The 13,804-nt window shown below is 67.1% G+C and carries 12 protein-coding genes; 8 read left to right on the top strand and 4 right to left on the bottom strand.

The annotated features are described in order from the left end of the window. Positions 1-89: 89 nt before the first annotated feature. Entirely contained in the window at positions 90-278 is a 189-nt protein-coding gene (locus GGQ98_RS17235) for a hypothetical protein (protein ID WP_184071761.1), read from the bottom strand. Positions 279-344: 66 nt separating this feature from the next. On the opposite strand from GGQ98_RS17235, the gene GGQ98_RS17240 reads away from it, so the two are divergent. After that, positions 345-1,172 (top strand): class I SAM-dependent methyltransferase, encoded by an 828-nt coding sequence (locus GGQ98_RS17240; RefSeq protein WP_184071763.1) that lies wholly within the window; start codon positions 345-347, stop codon positions 1,170-1,172. On the opposite strand, the gene pepN is transcribed toward GGQ98_RS17240, so the two are convergent. After that, entirely contained in the window at positions 1,169-3,760 is a 2,592-nt protein-coding gene (gene pepN, locus GGQ98_RS17245) for an aminopeptidase N (RefSeq protein ID WP_184071765.1), read from the bottom strand. The genes GGQ98_RS17240 and pepN overlap by 4 nt on opposite strands. Before the next feature lie 66 nt (positions 3,761-3,826). Here pepN and GGQ98_RS17250 point away from each other — a divergent pair, with 66 nt between their 5' ends. The 4 genes from GGQ98_RS17250 (at position 3,827) to GGQ98_RS17265 (ending at position 9,048) form a co-directional block, all read left to right on the top strand. Continuing rightward, positions 3,827-4,621, top strand: coding sequence for a Rossmann-fold NAD(P)-binding domain-containing protein (locus tag GGQ98_RS17250; protein ID WP_184071767.1), 795 nt, complete (start codon positions 3,827-3,829; stop codon positions 4,619-4,621). Next, positions 4,618-6,891, top strand: coding sequence for a xanthine dehydrogenase family protein molybdopterin-binding subunit (locus GGQ98_RS17255; RefSeq protein WP_184071769.1), 2,274 nt, complete (start codon positions 4,618-4,620; stop codon positions 6,889-6,891). Before GGQ98_RS17250 ends, GGQ98_RS17255 begins: the two co-directional genes overlap by 4 nt. A gap of 1 nt (position 6,892) precedes the next feature. Beyond that, complete coding sequence (locus tag GGQ98_RS17260; protein ID WP_184071771.1) at positions 6,893-7,291, top strand: endonuclease domain-containing protein; 399 nt, start codon at positions 6,893-6,895, stop codon at positions 7,289-7,291. Positions 7,292-7,380: 89 nt separating this feature from the next. Beyond that, on the top strand, positions 7,381-9,048 hold the full coding sequence (locus tag GGQ98_RS17265) for an MFS transporter (protein WP_184071773.1): 1,668 nt from the start codon (positions 7,381-7,383) through the stop codon (positions 9,046-9,048). Here GGQ98_RS17265 and GGQ98_RS17270 read toward each other — a convergent pair. Next, positions 9,045-9,980: an EamA family transporter gene (locus GGQ98_RS17270; RefSeq protein ID WP_184071775.1), complete on the bottom strand. Its 936-nt coding sequence runs from the start codon at positions 9,978-9,980 to the stop codon at positions 9,045-9,047. The two genes, GGQ98_RS17265 and GGQ98_RS17270, sit on opposite strands and share 4 nt — an antisense overlap. Next, a complete protein-coding gene (locus tag GGQ98_RS17275; RefSeq protein WP_184071777.1) occupies positions 9,977-10,981 on the bottom strand; it encodes a threonine aldolase family protein in 1,005 nt (334 codons plus the stop codon). The genes GGQ98_RS17270 and GGQ98_RS17275 overlap by 4 nt, the downstream gene beginning before the upstream one ends. 97 nt (positions 10,982-11,078) lie before the next feature. On the opposite strand from GGQ98_RS17275, the gene GGQ98_RS17280 reads away from it, so the two are divergent. The 3 genes from GGQ98_RS17280 (at position 11,079) to GGQ98_RS17285 (ending at position 13,686) form a co-directional block, all read left to right on the top strand. After that, the gene (locus GGQ98_RS17280) at positions 11,079-12,512 is read left to right on the top strand and encodes an amidohydrolase (protein ID WP_184071779.1); all 1,434 of its coding nucleotides are present in this window, start codon (positions 11,079-11,081) and stop codon (positions 12,510-12,512) included. A gap of 200 nt (positions 12,513-12,712) precedes the next feature. Then, positions 12,713-12,820, top strand: a complete 108-nt coding sequence (locus GGQ98_RS18995) for a DUF6471 domain-containing protein (RefSeq protein ID WP_424141375.1) — start codon at positions 12,713-12,715, stop codon at positions 12,818-12,820. Next, positions 12,781-13,686, top strand: a complete 906-nt coding sequence (locus GGQ98_RS17285; RefSeq protein WP_184071781.1) for a hypothetical protein — start codon at positions 12,781-12,783, stop codon at positions 13,684-13,686. Before GGQ98_RS18995 ends, GGQ98_RS17285 begins: the two co-directional genes overlap by 40 nt. The last annotated feature ends 118 nt before the right edge of the window (positions 13,687-13,804 follow it).

Raw genomic sequence — 13,804 nt, forward strand, 5'->3', positions numbered from 1 at the left:
GTTGTGGCGCTCCCATGGAGTATCTGTCCCATAGCGCATCCTTCCATTGCTGGCTGAATAATGCACCATCAAAGCCTGGGATCAAACACCTAGGCGGGCCACACCGCAGGCAGGTGCGCCGCGCCGGCGATCAGCGCCAGCAGCGCCAGAAACATCACCCCGTGCCACGGCACCCACGGCAGTGCGCCGGGCTTGCGTTTGCGGCGAACCTGCCACAGGCTGAGAACGCCGAGCATCAGCGCGGTCAACATCATCCCCAGTGTGATTTCGAATGTCATGCGGGGCAGATAATGTGGCGCGCGCGTCCAGAACAGTCCGCAAGCGCCCCAGAGGGAGAGATTTGAATGATTCGTACCATCTTCGCCGCAGCGCTGCTGTCGGCCGCAGCCGTTCCCGTGGCCGCACAGGACCATAGCCAGCACACCGCGCATGCCGCGCCCGACTATGTCGCCGTGCTCGCAGGGGCACACCGCAGCGAGGCGAACCGCGCACGCGACGCCTATCGCCATCCGGCGGAAACGCTTTCCTTCTTCGGCTTTCGGCCGTCCATGACCGTCGTCGAAGTGGCGCCGGGCGGCGGCTGGTACACCGAAGTGCTCGCCCCGCTGATCGCGGGTCACGGCAAACTCTACGCCGCCCACGGAATTCCGGAGGCCAGCGAATACGCCGCAAAATCCTTGGCGGGATTCAAGGAGAAGCTGGCTTCAAGCCCTGTCTACAAGGAGGTTGAAGTCACGCGATTCGGCAAGGGCAGCTACGACAGCCTCGCGCCTGCGGGCAGCGCCGACCTGGTTCTGACCTTCCGCAACGTCCACAACTGGTACATGGGCGATTTCGCGGGCGACGCCTTCAAGGCGTTCTACACGGCACTGAAGCCGGGCGGCGTGCTCGGCGTCGTCGAACATCGCCTGCCCGAAGACCGCCCCGACGAAGCGATGAAGTCATCGGGCTACATGAAGCGCTCGACCATCGTGGCGCTTGCCGAGGCGGCGGGCTTCAAACTCGCTGACGAATCCGATGTGAATGCCAACCCCAAGGACACCGCCGATTGGCCCAAGGGCGTGTGGACACTGCCGCCGAACTTCCGCGATGGAGAGGCGGACCGCGCCAAATATGCCGCGATCGGCGAATCCGACCGCATGACGCTGAAGTTCGTGAAACCCGCTTCTTAAACGAGGCTTTTCGACGCCATCTCGAACGTATCGCGGGAGACGCCCGGCGTCCCGACGATGCGTTCGAGCTCGGCGCGCATCATTCCGGCGCGCGCGTCTTCCATGCGCCGCCAGCGGCCGAACGGTGCGATGAAGCGCGCCGCCGTCTGCGGGTTGATCGCATCGACCTCGAGCAGCGAGTCCGCCACGAAACGATAGCCCGCGCCATCCTTGCGGTGGAAAACGAACTGGTTCATCGCAAGCGCGCCGACAAGCGAGCGGAACCGGTTCGGGTTTCGGATCGTGAAATCCCGATGCCCGGCAAGCGCCACGACATGTTCGAAAGTGCCCTCGCTCGTGCCCAGCGCCTGCGCCGTGAACCACTTGTCGAGCACAAGCGCATCGCCCTTGAAGCGGTCGTAGAAGTCCTGAAGCACGCGTTCGCGCGCAGCCGTGTCCGTATCGACGAGCAGGCCGAGCGCGGCGATCCGATCGGTCATGTTCGTCGCCGCGGTGTACTGCGCCTCTGCCGCGGCGACGGCCGCCTCGTCCGGGCGCGAGAACAGATAGCCGAGCGCGACGTTCTTAAGGCGGCGGCCTCCTTTGCCGCCGGGTGAAAGATCGTAGGCGCCGTCTGACAAGCTGGTGTACAGCGCCGACCACGTGTCGCGGCCTACGCCTTCCAGAAGCGCGCGTCGTACACCCTCGCGCGCGGTGTGGACGGCATCCGGATCGACGTTCGCGACAAGACGCTCGGCGATCATCGTCTCCGTCGGCAGCAGGATCGATTCGCCGATGAAGGCATGGTCGAGCGCCTGGTTCCTCAGCGTGCGGCCCACCGCCTCGACGAGCGGCGCGGCATCGGTGCCGCCGCTGCGCACGGCGTCCACCAGCCGGTCCATCATCAGCTGCTGCATCGCCTCATAGCGCGCGAAGGGATCGTCGTCGTGCGCGGAAAGGAAGGCGAAATCGGCCGCGCTGCGTTTGGTCTCGACATTCACCGGCGCCGAGAAACTGCGGTTGATCGAGAGCACCGGCGGTTCGCCGACATTCTCGAACGTCATCGTCGCGCTTGCGCCGCGCAGCTGGAAAAGCTGTTCCGGCCCGAGCAGCGACCCCGACTCCCGCCCGAACAGGGCGATCTTCAGCGGAATGTGCATCGGCGCTTTTTGCGACTGGCCGGGCGTGTCAGGGACAGCCTGCGCCAGCGTCAGCGTCGCGGATTTGGCCGCCGGATCATAGGCAAGGTCCGCTGTCACGGTCGGCGTACCCGCCTGCGAATACCACAGGCGGAACTGCCCGAAATCGGCGCCGCCGCCGTCTTCGAGTGCCTTCACCCAGTCCTCGACCGTCGCGGCCTCGCCGTCGTGCCGCTCGAAATAAAGGTCGGTGCCCTTGCGATAGTTTTCCGGCCCCAGCAGCGTCGCCGCCATTCGGATCACCTCGGCGCCCTTGTTGTAGACGGTCGCGGTGTAGAAGTTCGAAATCTCGATATAGGATTCAGGCCGCACCGGATGCGCGAGCGGCCCCGCATCCTCCTGGAACTGCGCGGCGCGCAGCGCCCGCACGTCCTCGATGCGCTTTACTGCGGGGCTGCCCATGTCGGCGCTGAAGCACTGGTCGCGGTAGACGGTGAGCCCTTCCTTCAGGCTCAGCTGGAACCAGTCGCGGCAGGTGATGCGGTTGCCCGTCCAGTTGTGGAAATACTCGTGCGCCACCACCGCCGCCACCGCATCGAAATCCGCGTCGGTCGCCGTCTCGGCGTCGGCGAGGATGTATTTCGAATTGAAGATATTGAGACCCTTGTTCTCCATCGCGCCGAAATTGAAGTCGTCGACGGCGACGATATTGAACACGTCGAGATCGTACTCGCGCCCGTAGTGGACCTCGTCCCAGCGCATGCTGTCCTTGAGCGCCTGCATGGCGTGGCGGCATTTCTCGACGTCGGCGGCGCGGACCCAGATCGCCAGCTTCACATGGCGGCCCGACATTGTCTCGAAGCTGTCTTCGAGCGCGCGGAGATCGCCCGCGACCACCGCGAAGAGATAGCAGGGCTTGGGGAACGGATCGTCCCATCGCGCGAAATGGCGTCCATCGGGAAGGTCGCCCGCAGCGACCGGATTGCCGTTCGAAAGCAGCACCGGATAGCGCGCCTTGTCGGCATTCAGCTCGACCGAATAGCGGCTGAGCACGTCGGGCCGATCCGGGAAGAAGGTGACGCGCCGGAAACCTTCGGCTTCGCACTGCGTACAAAGATTGCCGCCCGAAGCGTAGAGTCCCATCAGCTTGCTGTTCGCGGCGGGCGCAATCTCCACGACCGTCTCGACGGTGGCCGTGTCACCCGTCAGGGGAATCGTCAGGTTGCCATTGGCGAGCGTGTAATCGCCCTCGCCCAGCACGCGCCCGTCGACGCTGACCGACTTGAGGTCCAGATCGTCGCCGTCGAGCACGAGCGGGCCGCTGCCCGCGCGCTCTACCCTCAGCACGGCGCTGACTCGGGTGCGCGCTTCGTCCAGCGCAAAGGCGAGGCTGATGTCGGGGACGCGCCAGGCGGGAGGCGCATAGTCCTCGCGGCGGGTGATCGTGGGGGTTTCGCTGCGTGCTTCCATAGACAGCCGACATAGTGAGCGAACAGGCGAATCGCCAGCGGCTTCCGTGCGCGCTAGGAAGACGCGATGCCTCATCTTCTGATCCTCGGCCAGGGCTACACCGGCTCGCGCCTGCGCGCGGCGCTTGAACGCCAGGGCTGGACCGTGACCGGAACGGCGCGCACCGCGCGGCCCGGCATCGTCGCGGCGGACGACCCCGGTGTGGTGGGGGCCATCGCGAACGCATCCCATATCGTCTCGTCGGTTCCGCCCGAAGGCGATCACGATCCGGTGCTCCTCCGCCACGGTGCGGCGCTCGCTGCTTCGGGTGTCCCCCTCCTCTACCTCTCCTCCACCGGGGTCTACGGCGATACCGGCGGGGCGTGGGTGGACGAGACCGCGCCTGTCGGACATGGGCGGCGCAGCGCGCGCAGCGCCGCCGACCTTACGTGGCAGGGGATGGGGGCGCGCGTGCTGCGCCTGCCGGGCATTTACGGCCCCGGCCGATCGGCGCTGGAACGGGTGAGGGCCGGAACCGCGCAGCGGATCGATGCGGGGGGGCAGGTGTTCAGCCGCGTTCATGTTGATGATGTAGTCGCAGCGGTGATCGCCGCGTTCGGGGCGGGGCCGGGGGTGTGGAACATCGGGGACGACCTGCCCGCGCCGGGCCATGAAGTTACCGCCTTCGCCTGCCGCCTGGCGGGCGCTGCGCCGCCGCCGCTGATCCCGGTCGCCGAGGCCAGGCTGTCGCCGCCGGCGCGCGGCTTTTATGCGGAGAGCCGCCGCGTCGCGAACGGCAAGATGAAACGAGACCTCGGCATCCGGCTCCGCTATCCTGATTATCGTTCAGGGCTCCGCGCCTGCCTGGAGGATACAGCATGAAGTTCGGTGTCGGCCAATCACCCCGCAGGATGGAAGACGAACGACTGCTGACCGGGCGCGGCCGCTACACGGATGATTTTCAGCCCGAAGGCACCGTCTACGGCGTGACGGTGCGGTCCCCCTATGGACACGCGCGCATCGCCGGCATCGACACTGCCGAGGCGCGGGCGATGCCGGGCGTGCTCGCGATCTATACGGCGGAAGACATCGCGCACTACGGCCCCATCCCCTGCCTCGTGACTCTGCCCGGCCGGATCGATACGCCGCGCCCGGTGCTGGCGAAGGACACGGTGCGCTTCGTGGGCGACGCGGTGGCGTTCGTGGTGGCGGAAACCCGCGCGGAGGCGCGCGCGGCCGCCGAAGCGGTCGCGGTCGACTACGAAGACCTGCCTGCCGTCGGCAGCCTCGACGCGGCGCTCGCGCCCGGTGCACCCGCGATCTGGCCCGACGCCCCCGGCAACACCGTGTTCGACTGGCACGCGGGCGACGCGGATGCCGTGCAGGCCGCGCTCGCCTCGGCGGCACACGTCACGCGCCTGCGCCTCGTCCAGAACCGCATCGCGCCGACCTCGATGGAGGTGCGCGCGGCGCTCGGCGAATGGTCGGACGAAAACGGCCTGACGCTCACCGTCGGCAGCCAGGGCGTCGCCAGCATGCACGGCGACCTCAGCCGGCGGATCCTGAAATGCCCGCCCGATCGCCTGCGCGTCATCACCGGCGATGTCGGCGGCGGCTTCGGCATGAAGGTCTTCCTCTATCCCGAGTATGCGCTCGTGCTCCATGCCGCCGAACGTCTGCAGCGGCCCGTGAAGTGGACCGGCGATCGCTCCGACGCGTTCCAGACCGATTCGCACGGCCGCGCCGTCGTTTCGGAAGCGGCGCTGGCGCTCGACGGGGACGGCAATATCCTCGCGCTCGCGGTGGAAAGCTGGTCCGATCTCGGCGCGTATCAGGCGCAGTTCGGCCCGGCGATCCAGACGATGGCGGGCGGACGCATCATCGGCGGCGTCTATCGCATTCCCGCAATGCACAACCATGTCCACGGCGTCATCACCAACACCGCGCCGGTTGACGCCTATCGCGGCGCGGGGCGGCCGGAAGCGACGTATCTCGTCGAGCGGCTGATCGAAACCGCGGCGCGCGAAACGGGGCGCGATGCGGGCGATCTGCGCCGCCGCAACCTGCTGCGGCCCGACGAGCTTCCCCATGCCAACGGCCTCGGCCTCGATTTCGACGTCGGCGATTTTCCCGCGCTCCTCGATGCCGCGCTCGAAAATGCCGACTGGAACGGGTTTCCGGCGCGCCGCGCCGCCGCCGAGGCGCGCGGGCGGCGGTATGGGCGGGGCATCGGCTATTATGTCGAGATCGCGGGCGGCGGCGCGACGGAAGAATTCGCCGATGTCCGCTTTCTGGCGGACGGCACGATCGAGGCGGCGGTCGGCACGCAATCGAACGGGCAGGGCCACGAAACCTCCTACGCGCAGGTGCTCGCCGAGCGGCTCGGCGTTCCGATGGAGCAGGTGAAGATCGTGCAGGGCGACACCGCGCGGCTCGAAGTCGGCTACGGCACGGGCGGTTCGCGCTCGATGGTGTGGGGCGGCGGCGCGATCATAGAGGCGGCGGCGTCCATCATCGAAAAGGGCCGCCACCTCGCCCGCGCCGATCTCGGCGAAGATGTCGATTTCGATGACGGGCTGTTCCGCGCGCGCGGCAGCAACCGCACCCTCAGCTGGCCGGAACTCTCGATGAGCCATCCGCAGGCGCTCGACACGCGCGCACGCTATGCCCCCGAGGCGCCGCGCCCCACCTTCCCGAACGGCTGCCACATCGCCGAGGTTGAAATCGACCCCGAAACCGGCCGCGTGCAGGTTGCGCGCTATTCCATCGTCGATGATTTCGGCACGCTGGTGAACCCGCGGCTCGTAGAGGGCCAGGTGCACGGCGGCATCGCGCAGGGGCTGGGGCAGGCGCTCCTTGAAAACGTCGTTTACGACGACAGCGCGCAGCTCCTCACCGGCAGCTTCATGGACTACGGCATACCCCGCGCCGACGATATGCCGCGCGATATCATTTTCCATTCGCGCCCGGTGCCGAACCCGAACAATCCGCTCGGCGCGAAAGGCTGCGGCGAGGCGGGCACGATCGGCGCGATGCCTTCGATCATGAACGCGATCGTCGATGCGCTCGGCGGTACGCACGTCGACATGCCCGCAACGCCCGAAACGCTCTGGCGCGTCTGCCGCGCACTTGGGGAGAAGGCTGCGGCGTAAAATGGCGCCGCGTCTGCCGCCCACACTGCTTGCGAACGCGCGCGCCATGCGGGCCGAACCCGCCCCGGCCGAGGCCAAGCTCTGGTATCGCCTGAAGGGGCGTCAGCTCGCCGGGTACACGTTCACGCGGCAGGTCGTTTTCGGACCTTATATTGCGGACTTCGCCTGCCGGTCGGAGCGACTGGTCGTAGAGCTGGATGGTGACAGCCATGCGACGCGCGAAGCCTACGACATGAAGCGTTCGGCGGAACTGGAAGCGAGGGGTTACCGTGTTCTGCGGTTTCCCAACAGCGAGGTTCACGAGAATATCGAGGGGGTGCTTGAGATGATTTTGCATGCGTTGGCGCCATCACCCTCCCCCGGCCCCTCCCTTGCAGGGAGGGGGGAACAGGATACTTAGCCCCTCCCTGCAAGGGAGGGGTTGGGGAGGGTCTTCTTTGCCGGGCTTGCGGGCGCGCACCTCCCGCGTCCATAGTGGCCGAGCCCAGTATGACACCCGACAGTCCCGACGATCCTGCCGCCGTGCGGCCCTTTGACGTCCCCATCTACAAGATGGTCTGGATCGCGAGCATGGCATCCAACTTCGGCGGGATGATCCAGTCCGTGGGCGCGTCGTGGATGATGACGACGCTGACCACGTCGCCCGCGCTCGTCGCGCTCGTGCAGTCTTCGGTGACGCTGCCGATCATGCTGCTGTCGCTCACCGCAGGCGCGATCGCCGACAATCGCGACCGGCGGCTGGTGATGCTGACCGCGCAGAGCTTCATGCTGGTGGTGTCCGTCGGGCTGGCGCTCTGCACGTGGGCGGGGTGGATCACCCCCTGGCTGCTGCTTGGCTTCACCTTCCTGATCGGCTGCGGCACCGCGCTGAACGGCCCCGCGTGGCAGGCTTCGGTGGGCGATATGGTGCCGCGCGCCGCGCTGCCCGGCGCGATCACGCTCAATTCGATAAATTTCAACGTCGCGCGCAGTCTCGGCCCCGCCGTGGGCGGCGCGATCGTTGCGGCGGCGGGCGCGGCGGCGGCGTTCGCGGTGAATGCGGTGAGCTATATCGGGCTTATCACGGTGCTCGCCCGCTGGCGGCCCGTGCAGGAGCCGCGCACCTTGCCGCGCGAAGGTCTGCTCGATGCGATGGCGGCGGGCGTCCGCTACGTCGCCATGTCGCCGACGCTTCGCACCGTGCTGCTGCGCGCGGCGCTGTTCGGGCTCGCGGTCAGCGCGCTTCCGGCATTGATGCCCATCGTCGCCCGCAACCTGATTGCCGGCGGCGCGCTCACCTACGGCCTTCTGCTCGGGGCCTTCGGCATCGGCGCGATCGCCGGCGCGCTTGTGAGCGGGCGGCTGCGCCGCACGCATTCAAGCGAATGGATCGTGCAGGCGGCCACCATCGCGATTGCCGCCGGAACGCTCGTCACCGCGTTCAGCCCGGCGATGCCGCTGACGATGGCGGGGCTTTTCATCGCCGGGAACGGCTGGGTGCTCGCGCTTTCGACGCTCAACGTCACCGTGCAGATGTCCGCGCCGCGCTGGGTCGTGGCGCGCGCGCTCGCGCTTTACCAGATGTGGGCGTTCGGCGGGCTGGCGATCGGCAGCTGGATCTTCGGCGAACTCGCCGGCGCAACGGACGTGCGCACGTCGCTGGCGGTTTCGGCGGTGCTTCTGCTGTCGGGCCTGCTGCTGGGATGGGCGCGGCCGCTGCCCGAAGTGAAGGATCTCGATCTCGATCCCATCGCGCGCTGGACCGCGCCTGAAGTCGCGGTGCCGGTCGAGCCCCGTACCGGTCCGATCGTCGTGACGATCGACTACCGGATCGCCGACGCGGACATTCGCGCGTTCCTGACCGTGATGAGCGAGAGGCGCCGGATCCGCATGCGCGACGGCGCCCGGCACTGGACGCTGCTGCGCGATCTCGGCGACCCCGAACTGTGGATCGAGCGCTATCATGTGCCGACCTGGCTCGATTACATCCGCCACAACCAGCGGCGCACGAATGCCGACGCGGATAATTTCCACCGCCTGCGCGCGCTGCACAAGGGCGAATGGCCGCCGCGCGTGCACCGCATGGTCGAGCGCCAGACCGGCACCCTGCCCGGCCTCCGCCTGCCGAGCGCGCACGAACTTGCCGGGCCGATTACGGACCCGTCTCAGTCAGGTTAGCTACGCCCCGTTGTGCCGCCCGCCGCCGCCGCGCCCGCAGGCACGCGCCTGGCGCGCAGGGCGATGACGAGGCCGACCACGGCAAGCGCCGCGCCCGCAACCGCAAGCGGCGACCAGCGATAGCCTTCTAGCAGCGTGGAAATCGTCATCGCGATGAAGGGGATGAATACGCCTGAATAGGCGGCCCACGCCGGGCCGACGAGGCGGATGACATTGAAATATAGCACGAACGCGAGCGCCGATGCGATGGCCGCGAGATAGAAGATGCCGCCGAGATAAAGCGGCGTCCACGCGATCACCGGCGGGCCGCGCATCGCCCAGGCGTAGGCGATATCCACGAGCGCGCCGTAAAGCATGGACCACGCCAGCATCCCGAACATATCGTAGCTGCGCGCACGCGCGGTGCCCTGCATCACATTGGCGACCGATGCGAACATGACCCCGACCAGAGTGAGCCCGAGCCCGGCCGCAATCGGACCGCTCCAGCCGTCTGCGCCGAGTTCACGCTCGAACAGCAGCGCCACCCCCGCGATTCCGAGTGCGGCCCCGACGACAAAGCGCGCGCTGACCGGCTGTTTCAAAAAGAGCCGCGCGAACAGCGCATTGGGTATGACGAGCAGCGCGAAGACCACCGCGATAAGCCCGGACGTCACCGTTTGGCTGGCCTGGTAGACGAAGTTGAAATTGCCCGCGAACTGGAACACCCCGAGCAGCATGAAAAAGCCGTGCGCCGCGAGCGGGAAGCGCAGCGGGCGCCGCATGAGCGCGCACGCGGCGAACATGATGAAGCTCGCGCCCATGAAACGGTACGCGACCGACCACTCCGGCGGCACGACGCCGAGCTGCGTCTTGATGACGTACCAGGTCGTTCCCCAGATCAGCGTGACGGCCGCGAACGGCAGAACGATGCGCGACAGGCCGGGGCGGATCACAGCACCGCGAGCGCGGCGGCGAGTGCCTGGACGTGCGCCTCGGGCGTGTCCCACGCCGTCACCAGCCGGATCTCGCCCGCCGCCCAGTCGTAGAACTCGAAGCCCTTCGCGCGCAGTGCCGCGGAGTCCTCCGGCGAGGCGCGCACGAACACCTCGTTCGCCTGCACGGGATGGAGGAGCCGGTCGCCCGCCGCTGCGCCGATGCGCGACGCGGCCTCGTTCGCGGCGCGGGCATTGCGCGCCCACGCACCCGTTTCGATCATCGCGAGAAGCTGCGCGGCGGCATAGCGGCCCTTCGAGGGCATCTGCCCCGCGCGCTTCTTCCGGTGCGGCAGCGTTTGCGCAAGCGCGGGATCAAACACCACGATCGCTTCGGCCGACATGCCGCCGTTCTTGATGAAGCCGAAGCTCATGACATCGACCCCGGCGCGCCACGTGATGTCGCCGGGCGCGCAGCCCAGATGCACGAGCGCATTGGCGAAGCGCGCGCCGTCGAGGTGGAGCCGCCAGCCGCGCCGCTTCGCCTCGTCGCCGAGCGCGGCGACCTCGCCGGGCGTATAGACGCAGCCGTATTCGGTCGCCTGCGTGATCGAAAGCGCGGCGGGCTGGACCTGATGCACGTCGCCGCGCATCCAGGCGACCGCCGCGCGCACGCCTTCCACCGTCAGCCTGGCGGCCGTCGCTTCGGCGAGGACCAGCGATGCGCCGCCGCTGAAGAACGCGGGCGCCCCCGCCTCGTCCACCTGGATATGCGCCTCGCGGCTGCAGACGATCGCGCCCCACGGCGGCACCATCGCGGCAAGGCCGAGACAGTTCGCCGCCGTCCCCGATCCCACCACGAAGACGCGGCATTCGCGCCCGAAGAAGTCGCTGAACACGCCGTCGAGGCGCTGTGTCAGCGTGTCGCCGTCGTAGGCGCCCTGAACCCCCGTGTTGGCGGCGAGCACGGCTTCGATCACCTCAGGGCAGGCGGCGGCGGCGTTGTCTGATCCGAAATACATGAACAAAGCGGCTAATCCGCGCCGCCGTGCCGGTCAACACTGGCGCTTCGGGTCCGGTCGATTATGGTTCGGCGGCGAAGTCTGAACAGGGAAAATCATGCTGAAACCGATCCTTGCCGCCGCGCTGCTCGTCTCCACCGCTCCGGCGGCTGCGCAGACCAACGCCGCGCTCGCCCGCATCGACGCCGACCGCGCCGCCAACGAAGCCGCCGCAAAGGCGATCTGGGGCTTTGCCGAGGTCGGCTATCAGGAGGCGCGCTCGTCGGCGCTGCTGCAGAAGCGCCTGAAGGACGCGGGGTTCGAGGTGAAGGCGGGCGTGGCAAGCGCGCCGACGGCGTTCACCGCGACGTGGGCAAGCGGCACGGGCCCGGTGATCGGCATCATGGGCGAATACGACGCGCTCCCCGGCCTCAGCCAGACCGCCGACCCCGCGAAGACCGTGCGCGCCGACGCCGCCGCCGGGCACGGCTGCGGGCACCACCTGTTCGGCGTCGCCTCCGCCTCCGCCGCCATCGCCGTGAAGGACTGGATGAAGGCGACCGGCACGAAGGGCACGATCCGCTTCTACGGCACACCCGCCGAGGAAGGCGGCGCGGGCAAGGTCTACATGGTGCGGGAGGGCCTCTTCAACGACGTCGACATCGCGCTGCACTGGCATCCGGCGGCCGAGAACAGCGCCGACATCGCCACCACGAACAGCAACAAATCGGCCAAGTTCCGCTTCCGGGGCATCTCCGCGCACGCCGCAGGCGCGCCCGAACGCGGCCGCTCGGCGCTCGACGGCGTCGAGGCGATGAACATGATGGCGAACATGATGCACGAGCACATGCCCGAGCAATCGCGCATGCATTACGTCATCACGGCGGGCGGCAACGCGCCGAACGTGGTGCCGGACTTCGCCGAATCCTTCTACTACGTGCGCAACCCGGACGCCGAAGTGGTGCGCGAGACGTTCGAGCGGCTGGTGAAAACCGCCGAGGGCGCCGCGCTCGGCACGGGCACCACGGTGGACTACGAGGTGATCCACGGCGCGCTGCCGCTGCTGCCGAACCGCACGCTGCAAACGCTCGTCCACGCGAAGCTGAGCGAAGTCGGCGGCGTGCTCTACACGGCCGAGGACACGGCGTTCGCGCAGAAGATCATCCCGACGCTCGGGCAGACGAAGGCGACGCTCTCCGACGCCGCCCTCGTCAAACCCATCGCGGAAAGCCACGGCGCGGGCTCCACCGATGTCGGCGACGTCTCGTGGACGGTGCCCACCGCAGGCTTCTCCACCGCGACATGGGTGCCGGGCACCGCCGCGCACAGCTGGCAGGCGGTGGCGGCGGGCGGCAATGCGATCGGCATGAAGGGCATGCAGAACGCCGCGAAGGTGCTGGCGCTGACCGCGATCGACCTGTTGCAGACGCCTGAGCTGATCGCCGCGGCGAAAGCGGAGTTCGAAGCCCGGCGCGGCCCCGGCTTCACCTACCGCTCCCTCGTCGGCGACCGCACCCCGCCGCTCGATTACAGGAATGCCCCCGCGCGATAACCCCTCCCTGAAAGGGAGGGGTTGGGGAGGGTGACTGGCACAGCCTTCGCCATCGACCCCCACCCGGCCTCCCCCTTTCCAAGGGGGAGGAGATAAGGGCGCGGGGGTGAGGGCCCTCACCAACTTCGCGTAGGCTGAGTTGAAGCGGGAAGGCGCCCCCTCATGCCCAGTTTGTCGAGAGGCTCGCCGCGATAAGATTAATGGACTCTGATCCGAATATCAGGAACAAACTCAGCTGGGGCAAATTCACGGCGGCGTTTCTACTGCAATGTCTGGAAGCAATTGGCGTGCGAGAGTTACGACTCTAGAAACATTCTTCTGCATTCTTGCTGTCGCTGGCACCCTTGTCATTGTCTACACAACGGGGGGAGCCGATGGTGTCATAGCCGGACGCAATGAGGTAACAGCCCGCGAGCATTACGAGCGTGAGAAGCAAAACGCGCTTGGCGCCTGCTTCGGGCGTGAAGGCCCGGCTGCAATTGAGTGTGCTACCAAAGCCATAGAGACCGCCCAAGACAAGTCCGAAACCAGACAAGACCTTTATGCCCAACAAGATATGGCGGAATGGGCTCGCTGGATGTGGATTATAAGAGCGTTCACGGCGGGCATAACTGCTGTTGGTGTGTGGTTTGTGAGGCGGACGCTCGAAGCTACCCTTGAGGCCGTTGAAGACACCAGCGCTGCCACCTTGGCGATGCAGAAACAAAACGAAATCTCTAAGGATGCCACTAATCGCCAACTGCGCGCGTATCTGGAAGTGTCCGAATGCATAGTGTCCGTCTTTCCTGATGACGGCGAGATCATCATGCAGATCAGGCTGAAAAATTGCGGCCAGACGCCCGCCAATGACGTGCGGGTAATGGCGGAATCCTTCGCCGCCCCCTTCCCTTTGGATAACGAAAGGCCGTTTCTGCCGGTGGATAAGGAGTGGGGCTCTTCTCTTGGCCCCGGACTGGAAACTGGGTGTGTTAAGCGCATCAGGACGCATAACGTGGAGTGGGCCGTGCAGGAGGCTAAAGCTCGGAGGGGCGCCTTTTACATCCAAGGAATCTGCGAATATCTGGACTGCTTCGGCGAATCTCACGACACGCACTTTAGATATGCGTTCGCGGGGCTGGTCAGCGACAATGGGCTCCTTATGCAGCCCTGTAAGACCGGAAACCATTCCACATAGCGCCAGCGCCCCGGCGGCAAGCCAGTGACGTGACCCCCTGGTTTCCACCAGCACGGATTAGAGTCCGGCAGCTTTGTTGCGCATGAGCGCGGGTTGAGCAATGGCCTGCGAAGCGGAG

Origin of the sequence: Sphingosinicella soli, assembly GCF_014199685.1 — a bacterium.
Classification (GTDB): Bacteria; Pseudomonadota; Alphaproteobacteria; order Sphingomonadales; family Sphingomonadaceae; genus Sphingosinicella; species Sphingosinicella soli.

Excerpts from the sequence above, each read along its gene's own strand:
- GGQ98_RS17235 (WP_184071761.1), bottom strand. The coding sequence starts at position 278 with ATGACATTCGAAATCACACTGGGGATGATGTTGACCGCGCTGATGCTC.
- GGQ98_RS17240 (WP_184071763.1), top strand. The coding sequence starts at position 345 with ATGATTCGTACCATCTTCGCCGCAGCGCTGCTGTCGGCCGCAGCCGTT.
- pepN (WP_184071765.1), bottom strand. The coding sequence starts at position 3,760 with ATGGAAGCACGCAGCGAAACCCCCACGATCACCCGCCGCGAGGACTAT.
- GGQ98_RS17250 (WP_184071767.1), top strand. The coding sequence starts at position 3,827 with ATGCCTCATCTTCTGATCCTCGGCCAGGGCTACACCGGCTCGCGCCTG.
- GGQ98_RS17255 (WP_184071769.1), top strand. The coding sequence starts at position 4,618 with ATGAAGTTCGGTGTCGGCCAATCACCCCGCAGGATGGAAGACGAACGA.
- GGQ98_RS17260 (WP_184071771.1), top strand. The coding sequence starts at position 6,893 with ATGGCGCCGCGTCTGCCGCCCACACTGCTTGCGAACGCGCGCGCCATG.
- GGQ98_RS17265 (WP_184071773.1), top strand. The coding sequence starts at position 7,381 with ATGACACCCGACAGTCCCGACGATCCTGCCGCCGTGCGGCCCTTTGAC.
- GGQ98_RS17275 (WP_184071777.1), bottom strand. The coding sequence starts at position 10,981 with ATGTATTTCGGATCAGACAACGCCGCCGCCGCCTGCCCTGAGGTGATC.
- GGQ98_RS17280 (WP_184071779.1), top strand. The coding sequence starts at position 11,079 with ATGCTGAAACCGATCCTTGCCGCCGCGCTGCTCGTCTCCACCGCTCCG.
- GGQ98_RS18995 (WP_424141375.1), top strand. The coding sequence starts at position 12,713 with ATGGACTCTGATCCGAATATCAGGAACAAACTCAGCTGGGGCAAATTC.
- GGQ98_RS17285 (WP_184071781.1), top strand. The coding sequence starts at position 12,781 with ATGTCTGGAAGCAATTGGCGTGCGAGAGTTACGACTCTAGAAACATTC.